Here is a 23,500-nt window from a genome sequence, read left to right on the forward strand (position 1 = left end):
CGCTATTATCATGATAAGTCTTGCCCTATGTATCACTTGGGGCGGTGCCGCTTTATGCATAGCCATAGCCATAAGAAAGAAGAAACAGCCCCAGGATTAGCCGATACTCTTTACTTCTACTGGGCAGTTTTTCTCTAGCAAAACACTTGATGCAATCGACCACATAAAAAGGTAGATTAACCAGCTATCTCCTAATGAAACACCCTCAGTTACGGCAAGACAATGAAACATATTCCCCTATTTGATTCGAATCGACTACTGACCGCGATACTCGGCTATGGTTTCATGCTGGTTTTGATTATTATCAGTGTTAATTTCTGGGATCGCACCATTGCCGACGCTATGCATGCTCATGGCTATTCAGGCACATTACTTAAGTTACTCAGCCAGATCCCCACTGTACTCGAGGTAATTGCGGCAGTTTTCATCATGAGCGTCTTCATTAAGCGCAGCCGTGAACGTTTTAGTTCACTCATGATTAATCTTATCGCCACGATTGCCTTAGCCAGCTTAGTGAGAGTATCCGCCAAGATAGCTTTCGGTCGTACCTGGCCAGAGACTTGGGTCAATGATAACCCATCATGGATTAATAATGGCCTTGAGGCATTTCATCCCTTTGCTCAGGGCATTGCCTACAACTCATTTCCATCTGGCCATGCGCTTTTTACCTTCTCGCTGGCCACAGTATTTTGGTACCACTTCCCGCGTCTTCGACCCGTTTGGCTAGCCTGCATGTTAGGTGTGCTCATAGGGCAAGTAGGACTTAATTATCATTTTCTTGGAGACTTACTTGCCGGAGCCACACTGGGCACCTTCATCGCCCATATGGTTATCCTAGGGAGCAATAAAGCCAACAGCATCAAAAAGCTTAATAGGAAACCACGACCAGCTAGCTCCACATAACTAAGACGGCGGCTAGGGCGATGAGTAGCAGTGCCAACATATCTTTTATTTTTACTTTCTGCTTGAGCCAAAACATGGCGATTAACAAGGTGAAGAAGACCTCAATCTGGCCTAAGGTTTTTACGTAAGGTACAGATTGCAGTGACATGGCACTGAACCAGCCAATAGAGCCCAAACAACTCGTAATGCTAGTGAGCAAGGTTAGCTTAGGTCGCTCTATCAATGCCGTTAATACTTGCTTGTCTGTAATCAGCAGATAGGCAAGCAAGACCAAGGTTTGAATGGTAATGACGAAGAGTAAGACCCAGGCAGCTCTGTGGGGGAAAGGTAAATCCAATATCAAACTTGCTTGGCGAACCCAGAGAGAAGTCAGCGCAAAACCAGTACCACAAGCCAAACCTATGAAGGCAGTCTTAAATGAGATGCCTCTGAGTCCCTTGGCACTACTCATCATAAATACTGCCAAGCCTCCGATGATCACACCAAGCCAGCCCAAACCGCTAAGCTGAGTACCAAAAAATAACACGCCTAATACGGCAGCAACCAAGGCCTCGCTCTTGGCAAGCCCGGCTCCTACAGCAAAGTTTTTAAGTTTAAACAGCCGCACCAGTAATACAGTTGCCAATATCTGCGCTGCAGAAGCACCGAGTACATACAAGCTGAACTGAAGCGATATCTCAGGCATGGCTACCGGTTGCCAAAGATACAGGCTGCCGAGATAGAGTGCCGCGATGGGACCTGCCCATAGGAAGCGTGCCAAGGTAACACCGGCTACCTTAACCTCTTTGCTAAGTTGACTCTGAAATGCATTACGCCAGGCCTGCATAAAGGCGGCGAGGAAGGTAAAGAAGATCCACATAGGGTACGACTACTTCTTAGAAACAATGAAAAGGCTGGCTAAGCATATCCCATAGATGAACCACAGGCGATATCAGGGGATGGAAAGTTAAATATACTCACTATCAACAAGATGAACAAAAAAGCCCCGATCAAATGACCGAGGCTTAGTATGGCAAACAAGCAGCTTACTTGCTGGTATCTATGGCATCGAATGACTTGACCAAATCGTCCACTGCTTTCATCTGAGTCAGGTAGTTTTCTAACTGATTCAATGGCAAGGCACATGGACCATCGCACTTTGCATTGTCTGGATCCGGATGCGCTTCGATGAACAGACCAGCTAAACCTAGAGCCATGCCACTTCTTGCAAGCTCAGTTGCTTGAGCGCGGCGACCACCAGCACTGTCGGCTCGACCACCAGGACGCTGAAGTGCATGAGTGGCATCGAAGATCACCGGATAACCGGATTGCTTCATCTCATCCATGCCCAGCATGTCGACAACCAGATTGTTATAACCGAAACTTGATCCACGTTCACACAGAATAATATTATCATTACCCGCTTCGTTGAACTTAGAGATGATATGACGCATCTCATGAGGAGCTAAAAACTGTGGCTTCTTCACATTGATGATGGCGCCGGTTTTTGCCATGGCAACTACAAGGTCAGTTTGACGAGCTAAAAAAGCGGGTAACTGAATAATATCCACTACTTCAGCCACTGGCGCGCACTGATCTATTTCATGCACATCTGTGATCAGCGGCAGATTAAAGGTTTGTTTAATCTCCTGGAAGATCTTTAGCCCCTCTTCCATGCCCGGACCACGGTATGAATTTATCGACGAGCGGTTAGCCTTATCGAATGAAGCTTTAAAAACATAAGGAATACCTAACTTCTGCGTCACTTCGGCGTACGTTTCGGCGATCTTCATCGCCAAATCACGAGATTCGAGCACATTCATGCCACCGAATAACACGAAAGGTTTATCGTTTGCGATCTCGATATCACCTAGACTTAGGACTTTATTACTCATCAATACTTCTCTCTAAAAGGCCAAGGCAATTGCCTAAGCGTTAACCAATAAATTGTTTAGGAACTACTGGACAGCCATTATTTGTAGTTGCTGCCCACACATCCATGTCGTATATCTTTAGCTTTCACGGCTTACAGCATGCTGTAAGCCTATTTTTAACCTACAGACCTTGAGGTGCAATAATTTGTAGCTGGTATCCACACATCCATGTCATGTATCTTTATCATAGCTTCACCCAATACACAGCATGCTCTGGGCTGTGTTTGAGTCTAGTTTTAACCTACAAACCTTGAAATGCAATTATCTGTAAGTCACTGACTATACACATCTAAGCCATGTATCTTTAGCTTCTATAGCCCACTGTGTTTGAGTCTAGTTTTAACCTACAAACCTTGAAATGCTATTATCTGTAGTCACTGACTACACATATAAGCCATGTATCTTTAGCTTCCACAGCCCAAGTGTTTAAGCCTGCTTTAACCTACAAACCTTGAAATGCAATTATCTGTAAGTCACTGACTACACATCTAAGCCATGTATCTTTAGCTTCCACTGCCCACTGTGTTTGAGTCTAGTTTTAACCTACAGACCTTGAAATGCAATTATCTGTAAGTCACTGACTACAGATCTAAGCCATGTATATTTAGCTTCCACAGCCCAAGTGTTTAAGCCTGCTTTAACCGACTAAACCTGGGGATGAAATTATCTGTAGTAGCTGACCACACATCCAAGCCATATATGTCCCAACAGCATAGCCTAATACCGCAAGTAGTACACCAACAGGTGCTAATGCAGGATGGAATGCAGCCGCGACCACAGGTGCAGAGGCTGCGCCGCCCACATTGGCCTGACTGCCCACCGCCATATAAAACAGTGGCGCCTTAATTAATTTCGCCACGATAAGCATAAAGCTGGCGTGAACTAGCATCCAGATGATGCCGATGGCGAAATACCATAAATTATCAGGGTCGGCCAACTTGGATACATCCATATGCAAGCCGATAGTAGCAACCAGAATATACAGGAAGACTGAAGCGACTTTTGAAGCCCCGGCCGCTTCTAAATGGCGCACAGGACTGAATGACATGGCCAAGCCAATAGTCGTCACAGTGACAATCAACCAGAAAAACTTAGAGGTTAGGCTGTAATCTTGAGTCCATGGATAGTTGGCCTCGAAGAAGGGCCCCAAGAAATCAGCAAATACATGAGCAAGACCCGTGACACCGAAACCAACCGCTACGATTAACATCAAGTCGTTCAGACTAGGAATACGAGAGTTTTCCGCATGGTATTTTTCGACCTTGTCTTTTAGCGCTTCGAGGGCTGTGGTATCAGCCCCCGTCCAGGCATCAATCTGCTTGGCCTTAGAAGCCATAAGCAGTAATACTGCCATCCAGATATTGGCGACAATCACATCGACAGTCACCATGATAGAGAAGATATCACCGCCAGCCTCATAGATCTCTTTCATCGCAGCCTGGTTAGCACCACCACCAATCCAGCTTCCGGCTAAGGTAGTCATACCACGCCAAACAGCTTCAGGCCCAGTGACACCCAAAACTTCCGGATGTATGGCTGAAATGATAAGCAGGGCTATAGGTCCACCGATCACTATTCCTACCGTGCCGGTCAGAAACATGATTATGGCTTTAGGACCAAGAGATAGAATGGCTTTTAGATCGACACTTAGAATGAGTAAGACTAAACAAGCGGGAAGCAGGTATCTTGATGCCACGAAGTAGAGCTGTGAAGTGTGACCATCTATAATATTAAAGGTGTTAAGTAATGATGGAAGAAAATAGCACATGAGCAGTGCTGGGATATATTTGTAAAACTTAGTCCAGAAAGGATGTTTACTGTTACTGGTATAAAAAACGAAGCCTAAAATGGCCGCCAACAGGCCCAAGGCCGTGGCATCATTTGTCACTATGGCTGTGCTACTCATGCTGTGTGAACTCCCCTAGGATAACTATATTGTTATTATGTTTTTTGTTATTTTTGAGCTTAGGTACATAGTGATTGGTGCAACTGCTCGATACAGATAAATATTGAGCTAAATGTAAATGACAGTAATCCTCACCTGCCATCCAATATTTAATAAAGGCTCGCTTACTTGCAAGCCTTCTAAGCCATAACTAGCTGCTTATTTACAGACATGTTAATGATAAACTTCTTGTTTACCCTTGAGCTCTTTGAGCTGCATCTTCACCAGTTCGATGACAGGATCGTGTGGACTGTTATCGACAAAGTGTTTAAGGTCCGCAGCAGCCACGCTGATACAGCCTAACTGTTGCGCAATAAAGGCTCGTTCTCGATTGAGATTAAGATCATCCGGGTGCCATTGAAGCAGTAAATTACAACACTCCATCGCAGGCTCAAACTGATGTGAGACGATACTGCCAGCTTTAAGCTCGTGTATCATTCTGGAGATCAGACGCTTCAAGCTTACAGGCTTAAGATAGCTAGGCTTAAAGCCTACGCCATTACCCAGCTCTCCTCGCACTAGCACATGAAGCTCATGCCGGGTTAAATCATCACCGGTTAACGGGTCTATATAGCGAGTCTTGCCATCAATTTTGCTACATAACACAGTCGTGCCTGGCAGCAGCAGAGGCTCTAATTCTAGATCTAGTTGCTTTGCAAGCAACATCAAGACTGTGGCTAATGTCGTACTATTTCCCTGGCGAGTAGTAATACAGGCTCCCAAGTCAGCAGCTTCAACACTAAAGTAAGATTCTCGAACGCAAAAACCTAAATCTTGATAGAACCAGTGTAATAGACCATCGAGTCTTTCATGACGGTCTACCACGTAACGACTCAAGACTGAGCCTGCAATCTCTAACCAGGCCCACTTGGCTGATTCCAATTTCGAGAAACCAAGATGCTGCGAAATTTCAAATGCCGTATCAGGTAATTGAATATCGTCTTTCAGAGTCAGAGTTGTCATTAGACCATTAATACCGCTTGCTTAAAGATGGCTATCTTAGCTGCATATACAACCCAAGCAATCGCGCCGAGTGCTGCGAATACCTTGAACAGCTTTCCTCGATTAGCCTTTAAAGAGATAGTAGCCAAAACTATGTATGCAAGCACTGCACCTAATTTCTCGGTGACCCAAGGATCGATGAAGGGATATTGTTGAATGGTGAAACACAAGGTCAAACCAGATAATAAGAGTAGTGTATCGATGACATGGGGAGCGATTTTAAACAGCTTCTTGTCCATGATGGGAGACTGACGCATATGAAGCACGAAACGGACGATAAAAAACAATACACTAGCGGCTACGAAGGTCAAATGAATATGCTTAATAGCAGGATAAAGACTGTTTAGACTTTCCATTAAAATCTCTTATTAGATTAACAAAGGCGGTAGTGTACCTGATCCCCTTCCCCATCTCCAATAGCACGATTAGCCTAGTGCTAATTTCTACATTTTCGATGAGTTTTACTTGTCGAATAACAAGTTTCAAATATCTTTTGGAATTGGGTTCATTGGGCTGGTTTGGTATTTGGTTGTTATCTGGTAAGCATGGCTTCATTGGCATTTATTGCTTGCAGCAGGTGCTGTAAATGGATTTGCTAATGTCGTGATCACATGGATGTGAATGAACGACCTTTAGTGCAAACACTTCTGCGACACGCCATAGGGTTAACTTGCCGGATAACAAGTTTCAAATATCTGTTGGAATTGGGTTCATATAGCTGGCTTGATATTTGGATGTCACCTGGTAAGCATGGCTTTATTGGTATTTATAGCCTGCGGCTCGCTAAATGTGCAAACACTTCTGTGACCCGCCGCAAGCACGGTCCCTGTGGGCTCTGCCGTGACCTCCATGTCACGGAAGGTCACAGCCGCGTTCACACCTGTTCTTGTTTCGAGAAAGTTGCTTCTTCGATTTGAGTTTACTGGCTAGCAACACGTTTCTGGACAGAAATGAGTTAGGTTATTGGATTTAATTAAACTGACATTGATCAAAAAAAGTATTTTGGTTTATTTGAAACCCCTAATTATCTCCAAGCATATGTAGATGATTTATATACGACTAAGGCGAGGGGTGAAGTGCATCGCTACAGGCCTTACCTTTGCACCATTGTCCACAGTTATGCAGTTTTTTGAAAGCACACATAGCATCCCAACGACCACTAATACCACTGTATTGGCGGCGAAACTCTTTCGCTGAGGTGATCCAAGCCTCGGGCGCTATGCCAAGTTCATTGAGTAATTTAGGTTGGCTTGAGTCAATAAACCCTTTCTTATCAGACCTAATGGCTCTGCCAGTCCAATCGATAAGTTGTAAATAATCACAGAAATGAAATGGGATGCCTGGTTGAGTCGCTAGATGGGCAGCACCATCGAAATTGGCAAGTGGTTTGAGTGGTTCACACGAGGTTGATACTGATTTATCATCATCTGGTTTAGTGTTTTTATCAGAAGTACTTAGCTCGGCAATGCGCTCCTGAATAGACGTATAATCAGATGCTTGGAGTGTGTTAGCAATTCCCGCTCTAATAGGGTTTAAATCAACATACATCATGCATGCCAGGAGTGCTTGTTCATCGAGTAAGGCTTGGCTTTTAAAACGACCCTCCCAAAAAGCCCCTTTACATTCATCCTCACGATTGGCCCTACGGGCAATCTCTTCATTAAGACAGCGCATAAACCAAGAGATACTGGATAGACGTTCATGCCATTCAGCCAATAACCCATCGAGTAGTAACCGCTCACCCTCGATTAAGGCATCGCCATTCATGTATTTAGTTGCTACGTCATGTCCTTTCGTCACCTTACACCATCGACTAATAACCTCACGGTTACTCAATGACTTGGCTTTGTCGGTATCTATTTTAAGGACTAAATGATAGTGATTATTCATCACCGCATAGGCACAGATATCAATACAAAAAATAGCAGATAGGGCTTTAACTTTTTCGACAATCCACCCGCGTCGATGCTCATAGCTTTTACCTGTGAGTTTATCCTCTCCGCACAAAAAAGCCCTTCTAACACAACGATTTATTATGTGGTAAAACGGAGTCGATTCTGCATCGATAAGGATTCGTCGAGCTGAAGTCATAATCGTTATCCTGAACAAAACGAAGTTGAGGTAACTTAAAGGTTAGTAGAGGATGTGTTAAAGCACAAAAGATATGGCTGTCCCGTCTTTTGTTGACTCCAACATTAGCCATTTTTTGTGAAATAATCGTTTCGTATCCAGGGTTAGCTCCGGTTGCATTCAGTATAATGTCAAAGACATTAGCAATTTTATCGTCAACAGTTGCGCCATTCAAAGTATCTGTAAGAGTAAACTCTGCATTCGGATCTGATTTAAAAGTTCGCCAATGGTCAGTAAGGATTTTTCGCATTTCAATCGTTGAAGAACTTGCAGTATATGTTCCGTTAGCCTTCGCTATTTGAACATATGTTTCAATATCCGAAATAGCTTGATTCATTTCAATTAGGGCTGCCCCCATGTTAATTGAGTTAACACCAAACCCCTCTTTTAATAATGCTTCAAGATTTTCCTCTAACTGCAAATTAAAGCCTATACCAATAGTCGGTAACCCAATACCATCATCATAAACCTTAGTGGTTGAACCTTCAAAAAGCTTAATGAACTCATATCGTAACCTGATATACTCAGCATCGCTCAATCCATGTAATTTAATCATTTTCGTTAATTATTCCCTTAATTATTTATCTTTGATAATGGTTGTAACTTGCACAGGCTAGTACCAGCTTGTAAGCCTATAATATCTTTATGAGTTTGTTTGTTAGTGACGTTGCGATGGTATGCAGGAGTGAACTCTATAATTGACACATACGTTCGCATATCAGAATAGCCATATATTTTTCCCTTATAGAGGAACAACTCACCATGAGATACTGCTCCTACTTGAAAATGAGCAGCCAAATCACCTTCACTATTTAAAACATAATTATTATTGATATAACCATATCGAGGATTTCTATAAGAGGCCACTAAGACCCTGTCTAACGTACCTTCATTATTAATATCAATATTGGTTATGTAAATCTGCATTTCATTATTTAAATTATTCTTTATACCTTCCATTTGTTTAAACCAGCCTTCATAGCCATCCATGCCGAATTTATCTTTCAGTAAAGATTGTATGCTAGCCCTAATGTAATACTCCTCACTGGCAAGTACTTTTGGGGGAGCCCTAAAAACAACATTACCTTCTGATATAAAATACCTAGGCCTAGACAAGTAAAGTTGTACATTTTCATTTAAATGATTTAAAAAATCTTGACATACTTCTCTCTCGATACCTTTTTTAATAAAAAAGTGAGACGAAGGACTTGTTTCTACTTCCACTTTACTAAAGCTAGTCGAGGGGAGTAGACACATGATAAAACCTATAAATATAATTCTATTACATAATGTACTATTCATTATCACACCCATCTTAAAGTTCACTTAATACAACAACTAACGCTCTCGCGCCCCTTCACTCACTCCGCGCATTACTGGTGCTAATATAAACTCCATTAATCGTCGGGTACCCGTTTTAATCTCTACCGTGACTGACATGCCGGGTTTTAACTTAACTCACTTGCCATCAGAATGATTGTGGTGCTCACCCTCTGATAATTTTAAAATATTTAAAATATTTAAAATTAAATCAACTTCATTTTGATACGATCTACCAGTTAAATTTACAGTAGTTAAAGCCATTCTCACTCTCCTTGTTTAATGCTATTTATACCCGATACCACGCAATATGCGTTTTTCCTTTCGTTTTTCAAGACCGCCGTGACTCCAAGACTGACATGTAAATAAGCGTGCATTTTCTTTACGCTTTAGCATATTATCTCTGGCAGCTATATAGGTCGTAACTGGGTTACCAGCAGCATCATTTAGCTCAGCGTGCGCGTTATAATTGTCGTGTAAAACCCCTAAAGACATAAATAATTCCTTTTAAAAAATAAAGTTTAAATGCATCGTTTAAATTAGTTAGCTACGATAAATCTGCTTTCAAAAAAGCAAGCAGGAAGAATATCTTTTTCATTACCTAGCATCATAACCGCCACTTTGATAGAGGAGTTGTCTTTGATAACAGAACGAGTTGCGAGGATATAGTAACGATCATTAAACTCAATAAGCTCATATATCACTTGTGAGCCAAATGTCTTTATAAGGTCACCCGATTTCAGGCCATCAAATTTTTTCCATTGCCAAGAAAACTTGGAAACATTATCCAACTCTCGCTGTTTCATCATAAACTCACCAAAACGGGAATACTTTTCAGTGTCATATGGAGCAGAAAGCAGGTAAAAAGAATGCACCCACACACTAGATAAATATCCGGTAGAACGATAAATAAATTCATCAACTCCATCTTTATTCAAGTCAACTACGAACTCCTCAACACGCGATGAGTTTGAATTTTTCCCGCTCATAACAGTTCTCGGAAAATTTAACTCCGTTTGTATCAACATTTCAGGTAAACCCAAATTGACTAAGCCTTCTTCTCCCTTTCTAAGGTTCTCCTTGTTTTTAAAAAAGCCATGCTTTCTAGGTTTGTTAATACTCGCTAAAATATTTACACAAACATCTTTATTTATTGCAGACTCAAGCAGGTAGAAAGAGTTAGCCTCTCTCAATTTAATTAATTTCATTCGAGTTTTAACGGGAACAGTATTAAAATCTGCCTGCCCGCCCCCCTCAATTTCTTTCGCCGAATACGCACCGAAGCTCACGTCCACATAAAAAAAGCAACAAAATACGCTGATCAAAATCACTATTCTTTTTCTTTTCCTGTCATTCATAATTATCATGCTCTATATATTAGTTTCTCTAATAACTGATGCAGATAGAGTAATGCCCGCTTGAGTCTGGACTATATTCTCCCAATCCGGTTTTAGAACATATAAACCGTTACTATTAAGCACCAACAACGCATAACCATAACCAATTGTCGGAATACCCTTGCCATCGGAGTGATTGGGGTGCTCACCTTCAGCTAATTTTAAAATATTTAAAATTAAGTCAAGTTCATTTTGGTACGAGGGACCAGTTAAATTTACGGTAGTTAACGACATTCTCACTCTCCTTGTTTAATGTTTTTATACCCGACACCACGCAATATGCGTTTTCCCTTTCGTTTTTCAATACCGCCGTTATTCCAAGACTGACATGTGAATAATCGAGTTCATATTCATAAGCAAGCAAACCACGGCTTGGTGATATCACAATGCCAAAACCAAAATCACCTCGATTAGTCGGTGCTGACTTACCACCAACGTACGAACATTGATTTACATCCCATAAATCTACATAAGGTAAAGTAATTTCTTCAAAGTCGATAATATTGGGCGTTTTAATGTTAAAAGGATAATGTGCACCACTTGGCATTATGCCAACATAAGCCGATTGATTAAGGCTAAACTTATAAAGATAATACGGTGGCTGCATCTCAAAAGAGCGAATTTGACTCCCGTCAATATATTCTATTTGTTTTATTTTAAAATCAGTGCAAGCAGCATTGCCATTCATGTAATCAATTAAATCATCATTGCTTGGAAGTATTACTGTTGGATGAATAACTTTTACTTCACCTTGTATAAATTCATCGACTATCGAATCGCAAACATCAGGGTAAGTTATCTTCTCTGCAATAGTTTCTCTATGAGTCGACAACAAATGAATAAACTCATCGAACTTCCCCCATGGGCTAGACACATCAGTTTTTTCAGGAATCTCGCTTGACATACACTCCATTGAAAAAAACACGCAAATTATGTAAAATAAAGTCTTATTAGTCATCACCAACTCCCTGTTGAATAGCTTGTGTTTTAACAAAATAACAAATATCTTGTGTTTCGTTTGAAGGTTGCCCCGTACTGAGTAATCTAGGTTGATTTTCAATTTTTTCTGCATCGTAAGAGGGGATAAATTTAACGATAGCAATAGCATTTTTTTCATCTATACTTTGGTTAAATATAAATTCTTGCCCAGTAATGCGAGTGTCAACGTTACCAAATGATGCAATGTAGTAGGTTTTATCTAGCAATAAAGGGCGTATATATGGATCTGACAGATTTGGCCAACTATGACTAATAGCCCCCGTTGTATAAACGGTTTTTCTTTTAATAGGGTATTCCTTAAGAACATAGCTATTGGTAAATCTACCTACATAGCCTATTGCTGGGCTAAACTGTTGGTCGCTTTTAGCTCCTCTTAGCCTCTTATATGAATCCTTTTTGTATATATATATATTGTCATAAGCTCTATTCTGATAGGTATGAGGCCCTCTTCGCTCGAAAGAGATAAACTCATCGACACCATTATTATCTACGTCAAAAAACGCCCCTTTATAGAAGTACTTAGTGTAAGAAGCATATTCCTGCTCATACTCATTTTCGCTTAACAGTTCATCCTCAAAATTAGGCTCTAGCTCGCTTTTTTGTCTAATAATGAAATATGGCTGATCCCACTTTAGCCAATTAAACTCCTCATGTTCTTCTAGAGCGAGTTTACCATTTGTCATCAAATCACCATTAAATAACTGATACAAACGCTGACAAGCTTTATCATCCTGACTCATAGTCAACAGGTAGTTATCGGCCTGTACCACAGTTGCATATAGCCCTGAAAAAATGAGTAAAAGACACTTTATTTTGTTGTTCATATATAGTCTACTAGCACAATTTATTGGCATTTTTATATCCTTATAAAGTGTTAAAAACAACTACTATTAGTTTTCCATTTTTTTGTATGAACAAATTGATTTTGTACTAATTAATTTATTCTCTCGAAAACCTCTTGGCTCATAGATATACGCATTTGTCTTAGTTATCATCGCACTATAGACCCTGCCATCATAAAAAAACGGCTCCCCAGATTGGTTAGCATAGGACTTGTGACTTGAAATAAAGCTAGAATCAATATTTAAATGCTTTTCATCATAAACATAAGAAGAATAAGCTGCGTAGTAACGTGGCGCTTGTAAGCATTTATCCGGATAATCTTCAACTAACACAGATTCTGTATTACCATCATTATTAAAATCTAAACGAGTTATTCGGTAGCGCTTTCCTTTTTCTAGCCTTATTGCTTCATCTAAATGATTTTGATAACTATCACTCATGACCATTCTTGCTTGCACATTAATACGTAGACCTAAGCCATCAGGGGCTGGCTGTAATTTAGGTAGGTCAAAGTTTTTAAATTTTTTGTCAATAACTAAGCCACATTTCAATGGTATGTCTTTATTTCTCTCAAGATAAGCTTTGAAATCTTTGCATAGTTGCAAGTTAGGATTAGAGTGGTCCTCATAAGCTTCCGACCAAGAGAATGATGAGTACAAGCTTGCTGCAATAATTAACAAGATAGAGATTTTCATTTATCACGATTCCTTTTTATATTAATAAAAACATATTTAATTTTTAAACTACCTCTCTCTCGCCCCTTCACTCACACCACGCATTAACGGTGCTAATAAAAACTCCATTAACCGCCGAGTACCCGTTTTAATCTCTACTGTGACTGACATGCCAGGTTTTAGTTTGACCCACTTGCCATTTACATTGATTTCATCTGTCGCTAATGACGCTTTAAGTGGAAATAATAATCCGAGTTGCTCATGTTCGATGGCATCAGCGGAAATGCCGGTGACTTCACCGTCGATGACGCCGTATTTAGTGAACGGAAAACTGTCTATTTTGATTTCAACTATTTGCCCGGTATGCACAAAGCCGATGTCTTTATTGAGCAGTCCAGCCTCTACTTCAAGTTGTTGCCTCCCATACTCACCGATAGGAACGATATGTAACAGCTCTTGAGCGGGCGTTACGACACAACCAATGGTTGCAATAACAAGCTCTTCAACTATGCCATCAACTGGCGAAGTGAGTACCCTTAATTGCGTCAGTCGGTTTGCTTTGGTCAACTCTTGATTGGTACTCTCACTTTGCCGTGTCAGTTGGTTAATTTCTTGTAAGGTATTACGACGTGATTCTGACAGATAGGCGTAAAGGTTATGTTTAGCAGACTCTATGCTCGCGTTAATTTGCTCAACCTTGGCACCTTGCAGTAACAAGGTTTCTTCTTGGTCAATACGCTGTTGTTTTAATTCTAAATATTGATTACGTGATACGGCCGATGTGCCTAGTAAGCTGTAATAACTTCGCTCTCGCTCAATCACTAATGGCAAGGTTTTTTCTATACGACCGACATCTATCTTTATCGATTTTTTTTCAGCGGTCAGTTTTGTGATTTCACTGGTGAAACTGTTTAGTTTTGACTGATACTCTTGCCAAACACTCTCCAACAATAAACGCTGATTGACGGGTAATGGTGGCGTAGTTGATGTTGTAACGCTTAAGGCTATGGCATTGGCTTTAGTATTGACTTTCGCACTGCTGACTATCGCATCTAGCCTAGCTAAAAACGCTTGTTGACGCGCTAAGTCTTCGATATATCCTTGCCATTCACTACTCAGCCTATCGGCATCAGCTTGGCTTGAGGTATTGTCGAGTGCGATTAGTTTATCACCGGCTTTAACGTGTTGACCTTCTTTGACAAAAATCGTTTTTACTACGCCAGTTTCGAGCGGCTGAATAATTTTAACTTGACCACTTGGCACAATTTTACCTTGTGCTGTGGCGATAATGTCAATTTCAGCCCAAGATGCCCAGGCAATAAGCACGAGCATTAAGGCCATAATGCTCCACAGCAAAGAGCGGCTCCATTTAGCCGGTGGTGCAGCTTGAATTTCAAGCGCTGCGGGTAAAAAGGCCAATTTTTCTTGCGCTAATTTTCGATGTGCGAGTTTATTTGCCTCTTCTATTTCATGTTCAGATTTATGAGACATTTTTATCTCCCGTATTAGGTTTATTTTGTACTATGGGGTTTATCGGCGCTTGTGCTAGCGGCTTAGCCGCCATACCTAAACCGTGGTGGTTTTGAATTGAGTGAAGTTGTGCGTATATACCGCCCTGTTTGACTAACTGCTGGTGATTACCTTGCTCAACTAATCTCCCCTTATCTACCACCATAATGCGGTTAGCATCTTTAACTGCGGAGAGTCGATGAGCAATGATAAAGACTGTTCTGCCTTGGCTAATGCGGCGCATGTTAGCTTGAATAATACTTTCTGATTCATAATCGAGCGCACTGGTGGCTTCATCAAAAATCAGTATTTTAGGGTTAGTGACCAATGCTCTGGCTATCGCAATACGCTGGCGTTGACCGCCTGATAATGACGAGCCTTGCTCGCCAATAACAGTATCGTAGCCTTCAGGCAACTCTAAAATAAATTCATGAGCACCACTAAGTTGTGCCGCATTGACGACTTGTTCCATTGGCATACTTGGGTCAACAAGGGCGATGTTTTCTCGAACCGTGAGATTAAACAAAAAGTTCTCTTGTAAAACCACACCGACTTGCCTGCGAAGCCATGCAGGTTCAACCATGGCTAAATCAACACCGTCAATGAGCACTCTGCCAGCTTCAGGTACATATAACCTTTGTATTAATTTGGTTAAGGTGCTTTTTCCTGAACCTGAGCGACCAACAATACCTATCACTTCACCGGGTTGGCACTGAAAGCTGATATTATTTAATACAGGTACTCGGTTCGGGGCATAACGAAATATGACATCATCGAATACCACCTTGCCCATGATATCGGGCAAGGTGGCACGGTTTGGGTTATAACCGGGCTCAGAAGGAGAATTTAATACATCACCTAAACGTTGCAGTGAAATATTCGCCTGCTGAAAGTCTTGCCACAAATTTACTAAACGCATAATGGGGCCGCTCACACGCTGAGACAACATATTAAACGCAATGAACTGCCCTATGGTCAGCTCTCCCGCTACCACCGCAATAGAGCCAAAATATAATGTTAACAAGCCACCAATCTTGTTTATGTAGGCTGCAATTTGACTGTATACGTTATTCAAGTTACTCGTTTTAAAAGAAATATTAACGTAATCAGCCAGTTTATCTTCCCACTTATTACGGAGTTGTGGCTCCACTGCCATGGCTTTAATGGTTTCAACACCATTAACTGATTCAACTAGAAATGAATGATTCTCAGCACTTCGCTGGAATTTCTCATTCAGTCGTTTACGTAAGCTAGGAGTAATAATTAATGAAAGAGCAAGGTAGAAAGGGATAGTGCCAATAATTATCCATGTCAGTAGCGGTGCGTAATAGAACATCACCCCGAAAAAGACAAAACTAAAAAACACATCGAGCACAACAGTTAATGATGAACCGGTTAAAAACTCCCGAATACTGTCTAGCTCTTTAATTCTGGCTACTGTGTCACCCACTCGGCGACTATTAAAGTAAGCCACCGGCAATGACAGCATGTGCTTATATAATTTACTGCCTAGCTCAACATCCACGCGATTAGTAGTATGGGAAAACACATAGGTTCGAAGCCCGGTAAGCACCACTTCAAAAGTAATCACAATAAAAAAGCCAACTGCAAGCACATCAAGTGTGGTCATGCCTTTATGCACCAGTACTTTATCAATAACTACTTGAAAGAATATTGGTGAAGCTAACCCGACTAACTGAATAAAAAAAGACGCCACAAAAACATCGCCAAAATAAATTTTGTATTTAATCAGTGCAGGAATAAACCACGAAAAGCCAAACTTAGCACTTTCTGTCATTACCCCACTTATTAATGAGCTACGTTTGGATAGTAATAACAGATCACCTGTCCAACACGCATTGAGCTCTGTATGTGTATAGGTCGTTGGGTTAGCAACTGTACCAACCATATCTTGGACTAATATTTCATCATCATTCACTTTGATAATAATGAAAAAGTGACCATCGATATGCCGAGCTATCGCAGGCAATACGTGTTCAGTAAGCTTATCCGCTGTATCTGCAATAAATTTGGCTTTAAAACCGAGACTTTTAGCTGCACGAACTAAATTAATATCTGCCAAGGGCGAGTTCGTATCATCAGCATCATTGAATTGAAATTCACGCAGCAACGCACTCGGCTCAGCGGGGATCTGGTGAAAACGGGCAACCAATGATAAACATTGGATCCCTGAAAAAAAGTTGCTCGACATCTTATTCCTGAGTCTTCTTCATCCTTGATGGCGGAAACATACCCGAAACACAACACACCCTCAACACATGTAAGCCATTGTTTTAAACTAATTTAACACACAGTGCAGATAGTGAGTAAAGCGCCAATTTAACGCCATTCGTCAAAAAATACTCAAGCACATTTGTGGCCTTTACCCTCTAAGAATAAGCTCTCTATAAATTAAAATTTTAAGTTCTGTTCTAGTGAACGTACTAAAGTTTGGTCAACGGCCCAAAGGAACTTGACCTCAAAAGAGTGCAAAAATTCGGAAAGGATACAGACTTTTCATTTCCTCAGAAAAGCCTGTATCAGTACTTCTAGCAATCCGTTTGCTCTGAGAGCCTCAAAGCATCTTCCAGTTCAACGCCAAGGTAACGAATGGTGTTATCTAGCTTCGAATGCCCCAGTAGAATCTGTACCGCCCGAATGTTTTTCGTTCTGGCATAGATTAGAGTGGCTTTGGTGCGACGCATGGTATGAGTTCCATAACAGTCTGCATTCAATCCAAGTTTGACAGCCCAATCCCTGATAATCGAACGGTAAAAGGAATAGCTGATAGATTGTCCTTTGCGACGATAACTTGGAAATAAAAAACTATTGGCCTCTAAAGAAGCCGAATAAATCCACCTACTAATACTTTGTTGGGTTTTGGGAGTGATCTCATAATGAACGCTAGTAGCTGTTTTTTGCTGTATGCATAGAACTCTTTCATAGACCACACCTTGCGAAAAAACATCGTATACGTGCAGTTTGAGTAAATCACTCGCTCTTAACTTGCTATCAATGGCTAGATTGAGTAATGCAAGCTGCATCAAATTACTCTCAATCTCAAGTCGAGTTCTTATTCGCCATATTTCTTCTAGTTTGAATGGCCTTTTTATGCCACTACATTTTCCTGAAGATAACTTTCTCATATTGACCTCCTCGTATGTGTATTGGTCAACATAAAGTCTGGCAGTCACTTCAAAGGCTTTGTTAAAACTAGCGTGAAATAACCATAGCGAAATAAAACTTGGCCTGTGAAGTCTGCATTTGATCTCTTTTACGCATTTTAAAGGAAGTATTCTAGCGCCGTAGAGTCAGAGAGTTCGCATTAGCTTATGTATTGATAATCTGATATTGATAAAAAGCAAACTGTGCTAACACTAACTCGGAAAGGGGCAGAAGTGAGTTACGAAGCCTAGTAATAAAGCTAAATCGAAGAGACCCCATTCTTATAGAACAGCCAAGTGTAGATGCGGCTACGAGCTTCCAAAACAAGGATGTTTTGGTAGAGCCTCCATGGAAGACTCTTATGAAATCAAGAGCCGGTGTTTCGCTGAACCTTCTCAAAGTAAAGAGTGCACATTCCCCGCGGGGAAGCGTTAGATAACCATAAAGGTAAAAGTTAACACTCATTTCCCAATACCAAGTCAGCTAGAAGCTACACACAGAAAATGTATTAAGCCTTCATTCCAAGGCTGGCAAGTTTGATTAGACAAAAAAAACGCCATTAGTATATAAATACTAATGGCGTAAATTTAGCTGATTCAAAACACACTCAAAGCCGATGACGCGGCTCTTCTAACGTGGAAATCTGCCTAAGGTACATCTGTCGTTACTGCCAAAATCTCTAACAGTCGCGACATTCTCATAGCCAAGCTCAATCATCTTTTTCCTAAGCTGAATGGCTTGCTCATAGCCATGTTCCAGCAGCAGGTAGCCGCCGGGAGCTAGATAGTCTCTAGCACTCGAGGCTATATGATAAAGGTCGGCAAAGCCCGCTTCACCGGCAGTCAATGCACTCTGAGGTTCAAACCTGACATCACCTTGATCCAGATGTGCATCGGTCTCATCAATATAAGGCGGATTAGAGACGATGAGATTAAAGTCATAACAGGTTACCGAATCAAACCAATCACTCTTGATTATCTCCACCTGTTGCAACTTGAGGTGCGCCCGATTCGCTTTTGCCAGTGCCACAGCCTCGATGATCTTGTCGACAGCAGTGATCTGCCACTGACTCTTCTCATAGGCCAAAGAAAGTGCAATCGCGCCGGTACCTGTGCCTAAATCCAGCACCTTAGCATTTTCAGCTAAGGGAAGGTTTAACGCTGTTTCAACTAAAATCTCGGTATCCGGACGCGGGATAAGCGTCGTAGGATTAACCATGAAAGGCAGAGACCAAAACTCTCTTTCACCGACAATATGCGCAATGGGAGTACCCAGCACACGACGGTGAACCATCTTAGTGTAATCAACCACCTGCTCCGATGCTAGACGCTCATCAGGCCAGGTATACAAGTAGCCACGCTGTTTGTGAATGATATGTAGTAACATCACCTCGGCATCGAGCTTAGGTGTATCTGAGACATCGACCAATTGGGGCGCAGCCCAATCTATGGCTCCAGCTAGAGTCTGGCGCAAGGGATTTCCTTAGTTTGATGCTTATTTAAAGCGCGTTAAGAGGAGGGTGTTCCCAAGGATCACCCTTCAGACAAGGCCGCTAACATATCGGCTTGGTTTTCTTGCATCAAAGGAACGATCAGCACATCCAATTCACCTTCCATCACGTCATTGAGACGATAGAGAGTCAGGTTGATTCGATGATCACTAACACGCCCCTGGGGGTAGTTATAAGTACGAATACGCTCGGAACGATCGCCACTACCGACTAAATTACGGCGAGTAGTCTCTTCGGCACTACGACGCTTCTCATCTTCAACCGCTTGAATACGAGCAGAGAGTACGCTCATGGCCTGAGCACGGTTCTTATGCTGTGAACGTTGATCTTGGCATTCAACTACAATACCCGATGGTATATGAGTAAGACGGATTGCTGAATCAGTTTTGTTGACGTGCTGTCCACCAGCGCCAGAAGCGCGGAACGTATCCACCTTCAAGTCTGCCGGGTTTATCTTAATCGCCTCGGCTTCCGGTACTTCTGCAAGAACTGCAACAGTACAAGCTGAGGTATGAACACGGCCTTGAGATTCAGTTTCAGGTACACGTTGGACTCTGTGTCCACCGGACTCAAACTTGAGCCTACCGTAAACACCTTCGCCGGATACTTTAATGATGACCTCTTTAAAGCCACCATGTTCACCCTCGTTAGCGTTCATGATCTCAGTCTGCCAACGATTAGTTTCGAAATATCGAGTGTACATACGGTACAGGTCACCGGCAAAAATAGCGGCTTCATCGCCACCTGCGCCAGCACGAATTTCAACGAAAGCATTATTGTCATCGTTAGGATCTTTTGGCAGTAGCAAGATCTGCAGCTCATCTTCAAGCTTCACGATGATAGACTTAGCGTCTTTCATCTCCTCCTGCGCCATCTCTTTGATCTCAGGGTCATTTTCGCTCAACATCTCTTTCGCAGCGTCTAGATCTTCAGTCGCTTGCTGAAAGGCTTTGAATGTGGCAACGACATCTTCAAGCTGGGAATACTCTTTCGAGAGTGCACGAAAACGGTCCTGATCTGATATAACGCCAGGATCGCTCAACAGAGCCAATACTTCTTCATTACGCTCAAGCAAGCCTTCAAGCTTGCGGATAACACTATCCTTCATTAAAACGTTAACCTTAGTTTTTATCTAATCCGAGCGCAGTTCTGAGCTGGCCAATGCTATTAAGATCACCTTGGCGGCTAGCTGCAGTCAAGGCTTGAGTTGGTGCATGGATCAATTTATTAGTTAACTTATTTGCGAGTTCGAGTAGCAGTTGTTCGCTATCTCCCCCTTGGGCTAACTTTTTAATTGCTCGCTCAACTAGCTCATCTTTTATCGCCATGCTTTGGCTGCGATATTCACGGATACTGTCTACCGACTCTAATGAGCGGACCCATTCCATGAAAAGATGTGACTCTTCTTCTGCAATTATCTCAGCTTGCTCGGCAGCCTCTCTTCTTGAGGCCATATTCTGTTCTATGATGCTGTGCAGGTCATCCACTGTGTAGAGGAAAGCATCGTCAAGCTCGGCCACCTGGGATTCAATATCTCGAGGAACTGCTATATCAACCAATAACATAGGCTGATGACGACGCTGCTTCAGCGCTTTTTCTACCATGCCTTTACCGAGTATCGGTAATGGACTCGCGGTAGATGATATCACGATATCGGCCTGAGGGAGAAAATCAGGGATCTGCTCAAGTGTGATAGCCGTTGCACCGAACTCCTCACACATGCCTTGGGCGCGTGAGAGTGTGCGGTTGGCCACTATCATAGAGTCAACACCGGAATCTTTTAAATGTCTGGCAACCAGTTCGATTGTCTCCCCGGCACCAATTAGCAAGACTTTCGTCGCACTCAATGCTGAGAAGATATGTTTAGCCATACTCACGGCTGCAAATGCAACAGACACAGCGGCGGCACCGATCTCGGTTTCAGTTCTGACTTTCTTGGCTACCGAGAAAGTATTTTGAAACATACGGTCCATGGTGATGGCAACCGTTCCGGCTTCTTTTGCCTTAGCAAATGATTGCTTTACCTGACCCAAGATTTGCGGCTCGCCAAGAATAAGTGAATCTAATCCCGATGAAACACGCATCAAGTGCTGTACCACAGCTTGACCTTGGTATTTGTACAGGCAAGACGCAATTTCTTCGTGGGAGACTTGGTGATATTCTTCCAGCCAGCGCACGACCTCAGATTCATCTGCGTTATTGGTATACAGCTCAGTACGGTTACAGGTTGAAATGATCACAGCTTCGCCGGTCTTAGTACGACTCGCCAGACTTTTCATTGCATCATGAATTTTATCTGGAGAAAACGCGACCTTTTCACGCAGGTCAACCGTGGCTGTTTTGTGATTAATACCGATTGCTACAAGGGTCATCTGACTCGTTCTGATTTATTGGTATTTCATTTATTGTGGGACATTCTACTTAATTGAATGAACTAAAAACAGAATAGGATTAACAAAACCGAATAATAATCTCAGTTCTTGCCCATTTATCCAATTTAAGATCACTGATTTTCCGCACTATTGAGTAATTTTTTCCTCTTAATGCGACGAGACATACTGCCTATTTCGCATTTAGGACTGGTATTCTGAACAAGCCTTCGTATCATATAGAGTCTTACTATCAGCCATAGACAAATAATTTGAGCCATATCACAAAAATACCTCTCTTATTGGTGATCCTGAGCCTAAGTTTGCTTTCAGCATGTACTACGACTCCGACTAACTTGGTCCCGATACAGGTCGAGAAAGTATCTCAAGCTAACGCTTGGGAGATGCAAGGCAAACTCGCAGTCAGAACCCCACAAGACAATTTCAGCACAAATTTATATTGGCTTCACACACAAAAAAAAGATGAACTCAAGCTCACCACTATGCTCGGCACAACTCTTCTGACCTTAACGACAGAGCATGGAATGACCCGCTTAGAAGTTGATGGCAAAACATATGAGCACCATGATGCTCAGCAGCTATTAACCAATGTCACAGGTTGGTCAATCCCTGTCAGTGCTTTACCTTTATGGATAACGGGACAAGTATCGCCAGATGATGAAGTTGACTCATTTGATGAAAAGAATAGGCCAGTAAGCTTATTTACGCCATTAGAGACGCCCCAATGGCGGGTTGAATTTCTCAAGTGGCAGCAGCAAAGTGGTGCTCAGATCCCTAGATTACTGCAATTAAAGAGAACAGATCTACGACTGAAAATACAGGTTAATCAATGGCAAGCACTCGCTACTAGTGATCTAACGCCCTCGACAAATCAACTTAAAAACAATATTCAAGTTAATGCGAGTTCACGTTGATGAAAGACACGAATTTGTCACTAGCTTGGCCTGCTCCAGCAAAGCTAAACCTATTTTTACACATTAATAATCAACGTGATGATGGCTACCATGAATTGCAGACTCTATTTCAATTTGTCGATTATTGTGACTATTTAGACTTTAAAGTCACCCAGTCATCCGAGTTGAAATTACATTCAAACATGAATAGCTCTGTCGCTGATTGTGATAACTTAATTCTCTTAGCCGCAAAATCATTACAAAAATTTTGTAATTGCCAAAAAGGCGCAGAAATTTGGCTGGATAAACGCTTGCCTATGGGGGGAGGAATAGGGGGAGGTTCATCCGATGCAGCCACCACTTTAGTGGCATTAAATGCACTGTGGAACACCCAATTATCTAAGGCTCAACTCATGGGTTTAGGTTTAAAACTTGGTGCCGATGTACCTGTTTTTATTAATGGTTTGTCTGCATTTGCCGAAGGTGTAGGCGAGAAGTTGCTCCCCGTTACGCCGAAAGAATATTGGTACCTAGTCCTAATACCCGATGTACATGTTTCCACTGCTGTGGTATTTCAAGATCCACAACTTACCCGTGATACTCCTAAGCTGGACATTGACACCTTAATGAGTGCCCCTTGGAAAAATGATTGCCAAGATTTTGTCGTTAAACGCTACCCTCAAGTTGCCAACACCTTGGGCTGGCTGGTAGAATATGCGCCGTCTAGAATGACTGGAACCGGTGCCTGTATTTTCGGTCAGTTCGAACTAGAGCATCAAGCCTTAGAGGTCCTGGCTCAATTGCCTAAGGACATGCTAGGTTTTGTCGCTAAAGGGACAAATATATCGCCTCTAGAGTCGCGTTTAACTCGACTCTAGAAGCTAAGCTCTGGAGTAGACCTAACTTA

General features: G+C 42.0%; 25 protein-coding genes. 4 read left to right on the top strand and 21 right to left on the bottom strand.

Annotation, left to right across the window (positions count from 1 at the left end; all coding sequences use genetic code 11):
* Positions 1 to 10: 10 nt before the first annotated feature.
* Positions 11 to 100: a MetS family NSS transporter small subunit gene (locus SVI_RS21575; RefSeq protein WP_231847862.1), complete on the top strand. Its 90-nt coding sequence runs from the start codon at positions 11 to 13 to the stop codon at positions 98 to 100.
* Positions 101 to 222: 122 nt separating this feature from the next.
* On the top strand, positions 223 to 903 hold the full coding sequence (locus SVI_RS15845) for a phosphatase PAP2 family protein (RefSeq protein WP_013052627.1): 681 nt from the start codon (positions 223 to 225) through the stop codon (positions 901 to 903).
* Here SVI_RS15845 and SVI_RS15850 read toward each other — a convergent pair.
* The 21 genes from SVI_RS15850 to hemA form a co-directional block, all read right to left on the bottom strand.
* Positions 890 to 1,762 carry a DMT family transporter gene (locus tag SVI_RS15850; protein ID WP_013052628.1) on the bottom strand — a complete coding sequence of 291 codons (873 nt, stop codon included), beginning with the start codon at positions 1,760 to 1,762 and terminating at the stop codon, positions 890 to 892. The genes SVI_RS15845 and SVI_RS15850 overlap by 14 nt on opposite strands.
* A gap of 166 nt (positions 1,763 to 1,928) precedes the next feature.
* Positions 1,929 to 2,777 (bottom strand): 3-deoxy-8-phosphooctulonate synthase, encoded by an 849-nt coding sequence (gene kdsA / locus SVI_RS15855; RefSeq protein ID WP_013052629.1) that lies wholly within the window; start codon positions 2,775 to 2,777, stop codon positions 1,929 to 1,931.
* A gap of 676 nt (positions 2,778 to 3,453) precedes the next feature.
* The gene (locus SVI_RS15860) at positions 3,454 to 4,722 is read right to left on the bottom strand and encodes a DUF819 family protein (protein ID WP_041420023.1); all 1,269 of its coding nucleotides are present in this window, start codon (positions 4,720 to 4,722) and stop codon (positions 3,454 to 3,456) included.
* A 213-nt stretch (positions 4,723 to 4,935) separates the two neighbouring features.
* On the bottom strand, positions 4,936 to 5,724 hold the full coding sequence (locus SVI_RS15865; RefSeq protein ID WP_013052631.1) for a transglutaminase family protein: 789 nt from the start codon (positions 5,722 to 5,724) through the stop codon (positions 4,936 to 4,938).
* The gene (locus tag SVI_RS15870; RefSeq protein WP_013052632.1) at positions 5,724 to 6,119 is read right to left on the bottom strand and encodes a SirB2 family protein; all 396 of its coding nucleotides are present in this window, start codon (positions 6,117 to 6,119) and stop codon (positions 5,724 to 5,726) included. Before SVI_RS15870 ends, SVI_RS15865 begins: the two co-directional genes overlap by 1 nt.
* A gap of 703 nt (positions 6,120 to 6,822) precedes the next feature.
* Positions 6,823 to 7,854: a transposase gene (locus SVI_RS15875; protein ID WP_041420024.1), complete on the bottom strand. Its 1,032-nt coding sequence runs from the start codon at positions 7,852 to 7,854 to the stop codon at positions 6,823 to 6,825.
* Positions 7,781 to 8,449 carry a hypothetical protein gene (locus SVI_RS15880; RefSeq protein ID WP_013052636.1) on the bottom strand — a complete coding sequence of 223 codons (669 nt, stop codon included), beginning with the start codon at positions 8,447 to 8,449 and terminating at the stop codon, positions 7,781 to 7,783. Before SVI_RS15880 ends, SVI_RS15875 begins: the two co-directional genes overlap by 74 nt.
* Positions 8,450 to 8,466: 17 nt before the next feature.
* The gene (locus SVI_RS15885) at positions 8,467 to 9,195 is read right to left on the bottom strand and encodes a hypothetical protein (protein WP_157608715.1); all 729 of its coding nucleotides are present in this window, start codon (positions 9,193 to 9,195) and stop codon (positions 8,467 to 8,469) included.
* Positions 9,196 to 9,351: 156 nt separating this feature from the next.
* Complete coding sequence (locus SVI_RS22015) at positions 9,352 to 9,477, bottom strand: hypothetical protein (RefSeq protein WP_269453339.1); 126 nt, start codon at positions 9,475 to 9,477, stop codon at positions 9,352 to 9,354.
* A 21-nt stretch (positions 9,478 to 9,498) separates the two neighbouring features.
* Positions 9,499 to 9,708 (bottom strand): hypothetical protein, encoded by a 210-nt coding sequence (locus SVI_RS15890; RefSeq protein WP_013052639.1) that lies wholly within the window; start codon positions 9,706 to 9,708, stop codon positions 9,499 to 9,501.
* Positions 9,709 to 9,752: 44 nt separating this feature from the next.
* Complete coding sequence (locus SVI_RS15895; RefSeq protein WP_013052640.1) at positions 9,753 to 10,571, bottom strand: hypothetical protein; 819 nt, start codon at positions 10,569 to 10,571, stop codon at positions 9,753 to 9,755.
* Positions 10,572 to 10,583: 12 nt separating this feature from the next.
* Complete coding sequence (locus SVI_RS15900; RefSeq protein ID WP_041420025.1) at positions 10,584 to 10,844, bottom strand: hypothetical protein; 261 nt, start codon at positions 10,842 to 10,844, stop codon at positions 10,584 to 10,586.
* The gene (locus SVI_RS15905) at positions 10,798 to 11,568 is read right to left on the bottom strand and encodes a hypothetical protein (RefSeq protein WP_013052641.1); all 771 of its coding nucleotides are present in this window, start codon (positions 11,566 to 11,568) and stop codon (positions 10,798 to 10,800) included. Before SVI_RS15905 ends, SVI_RS15900 begins: the two co-directional genes overlap by 47 nt.
* A complete protein-coding gene (locus SVI_RS15910; RefSeq protein ID WP_157608716.1) occupies positions 11,561 to 12,433 on the bottom strand; it encodes a hypothetical protein in 873 nt (290 codons plus the stop codon). The genes SVI_RS15905 and SVI_RS15910 overlap by 8 nt, the downstream gene beginning before the upstream one ends.
* A 66-nt stretch (positions 12,434 to 12,499) precedes the next feature.
* Positions 12,500 to 13,147: a hypothetical protein gene (locus tag SVI_RS15915; RefSeq protein WP_013052643.1), complete on the bottom strand. Its 648-nt coding sequence runs from the start codon at positions 13,145 to 13,147 to the stop codon at positions 12,500 to 12,502.
* Between the two features lie 48 nt (positions 13,148 to 13,195).
* Complete coding sequence (locus tag SVI_RS15920) at positions 13,196 to 14,617, bottom strand: HlyD family type I secretion periplasmic adaptor subunit (RefSeq protein WP_013052644.1); 1,422 nt, start codon at positions 14,615 to 14,617, stop codon at positions 13,196 to 13,198.
* Positions 14,607 to 16,847 (bottom strand): type I secretion system permease/ATPase, encoded by a 2,241-nt coding sequence (locus SVI_RS15925; protein ID WP_013052645.1) that lies wholly within the window; start codon positions 16,845 to 16,847, stop codon positions 14,607 to 14,609. The genes SVI_RS15920 and SVI_RS15925 overlap by 11 nt, the downstream gene beginning before the upstream one ends.
* Positions 16,848 to 17,184: 337 nt before the next feature.
* Positions 17,185 to 17,781, bottom strand: coding sequence for a tyrosine-type recombinase/integrase (locus SVI_RS15930; RefSeq protein WP_013052646.1), 597 nt, complete (start codon positions 17,779 to 17,781; stop codon positions 17,185 to 17,187).
* Positions 17,782 to 18,430: 649 nt separating this feature from the next.
* A complete protein-coding gene (prmC, locus tag SVI_RS15935; protein ID WP_013052647.1) occupies positions 18,431 to 19,273 on the bottom strand; it encodes a peptide chain release factor N(5)-glutamine methyltransferase in 843 nt (280 codons plus the stop codon).
* Positions 19,274 to 19,332: 59 nt separating this feature from the next.
* Positions 19,333 to 20,418, bottom strand: coding sequence for a peptide chain release factor 1 (gene prfA / locus SVI_RS15940; RefSeq protein WP_013052648.1), 1,086 nt, complete (start codon positions 20,416 to 20,418; stop codon positions 19,333 to 19,335).
* Between the two features lie 13 nt (positions 20,419 to 20,431).
* Complete coding sequence (gene hemA, locus SVI_RS15945; protein WP_013052649.1) at positions 20,432 to 21,682, bottom strand: glutamyl-tRNA reductase; 1,251 nt, start codon at positions 21,680 to 21,682, stop codon at positions 20,432 to 20,434.
* A 269-nt stretch (positions 21,683 to 21,951) separates the two neighbouring features.
* Between hemA and lolB the strand changes: the two genes are divergently transcribed.
* The gene (gene lolB / locus SVI_RS15950) at positions 21,952 to 22,614 is read left to right on the top strand and encodes a lipoprotein insertase outer membrane protein LolB (protein WP_013052650.1); all 663 of its coding nucleotides are present in this window, start codon (positions 21,952 to 21,954) and stop codon (positions 22,612 to 22,614) included.
* The gene (gene ispE, locus SVI_RS15955; protein WP_041420026.1) at positions 22,614 to 23,471 is read left to right on the top strand and encodes a 4-(cytidine 5'-diphospho)-2-C-methyl-D-erythritol kinase; all 858 of its coding nucleotides are present in this window, start codon (positions 22,614 to 22,616) and stop codon (positions 23,469 to 23,471) included. The genes lolB and ispE overlap by 1 nt, the downstream gene beginning before the upstream one ends.
* Positions 23,472 to 23,500: the final 29 nt, after the last annotated feature.

The organism is Shewanella violacea DSS12 (assembly GCF_000091325.1).
Lineage (GTDB): Bacteria > Pseudomonadota > Gammaproteobacteria > Enterobacterales > Shewanellaceae > Shewanella > Shewanella violacea.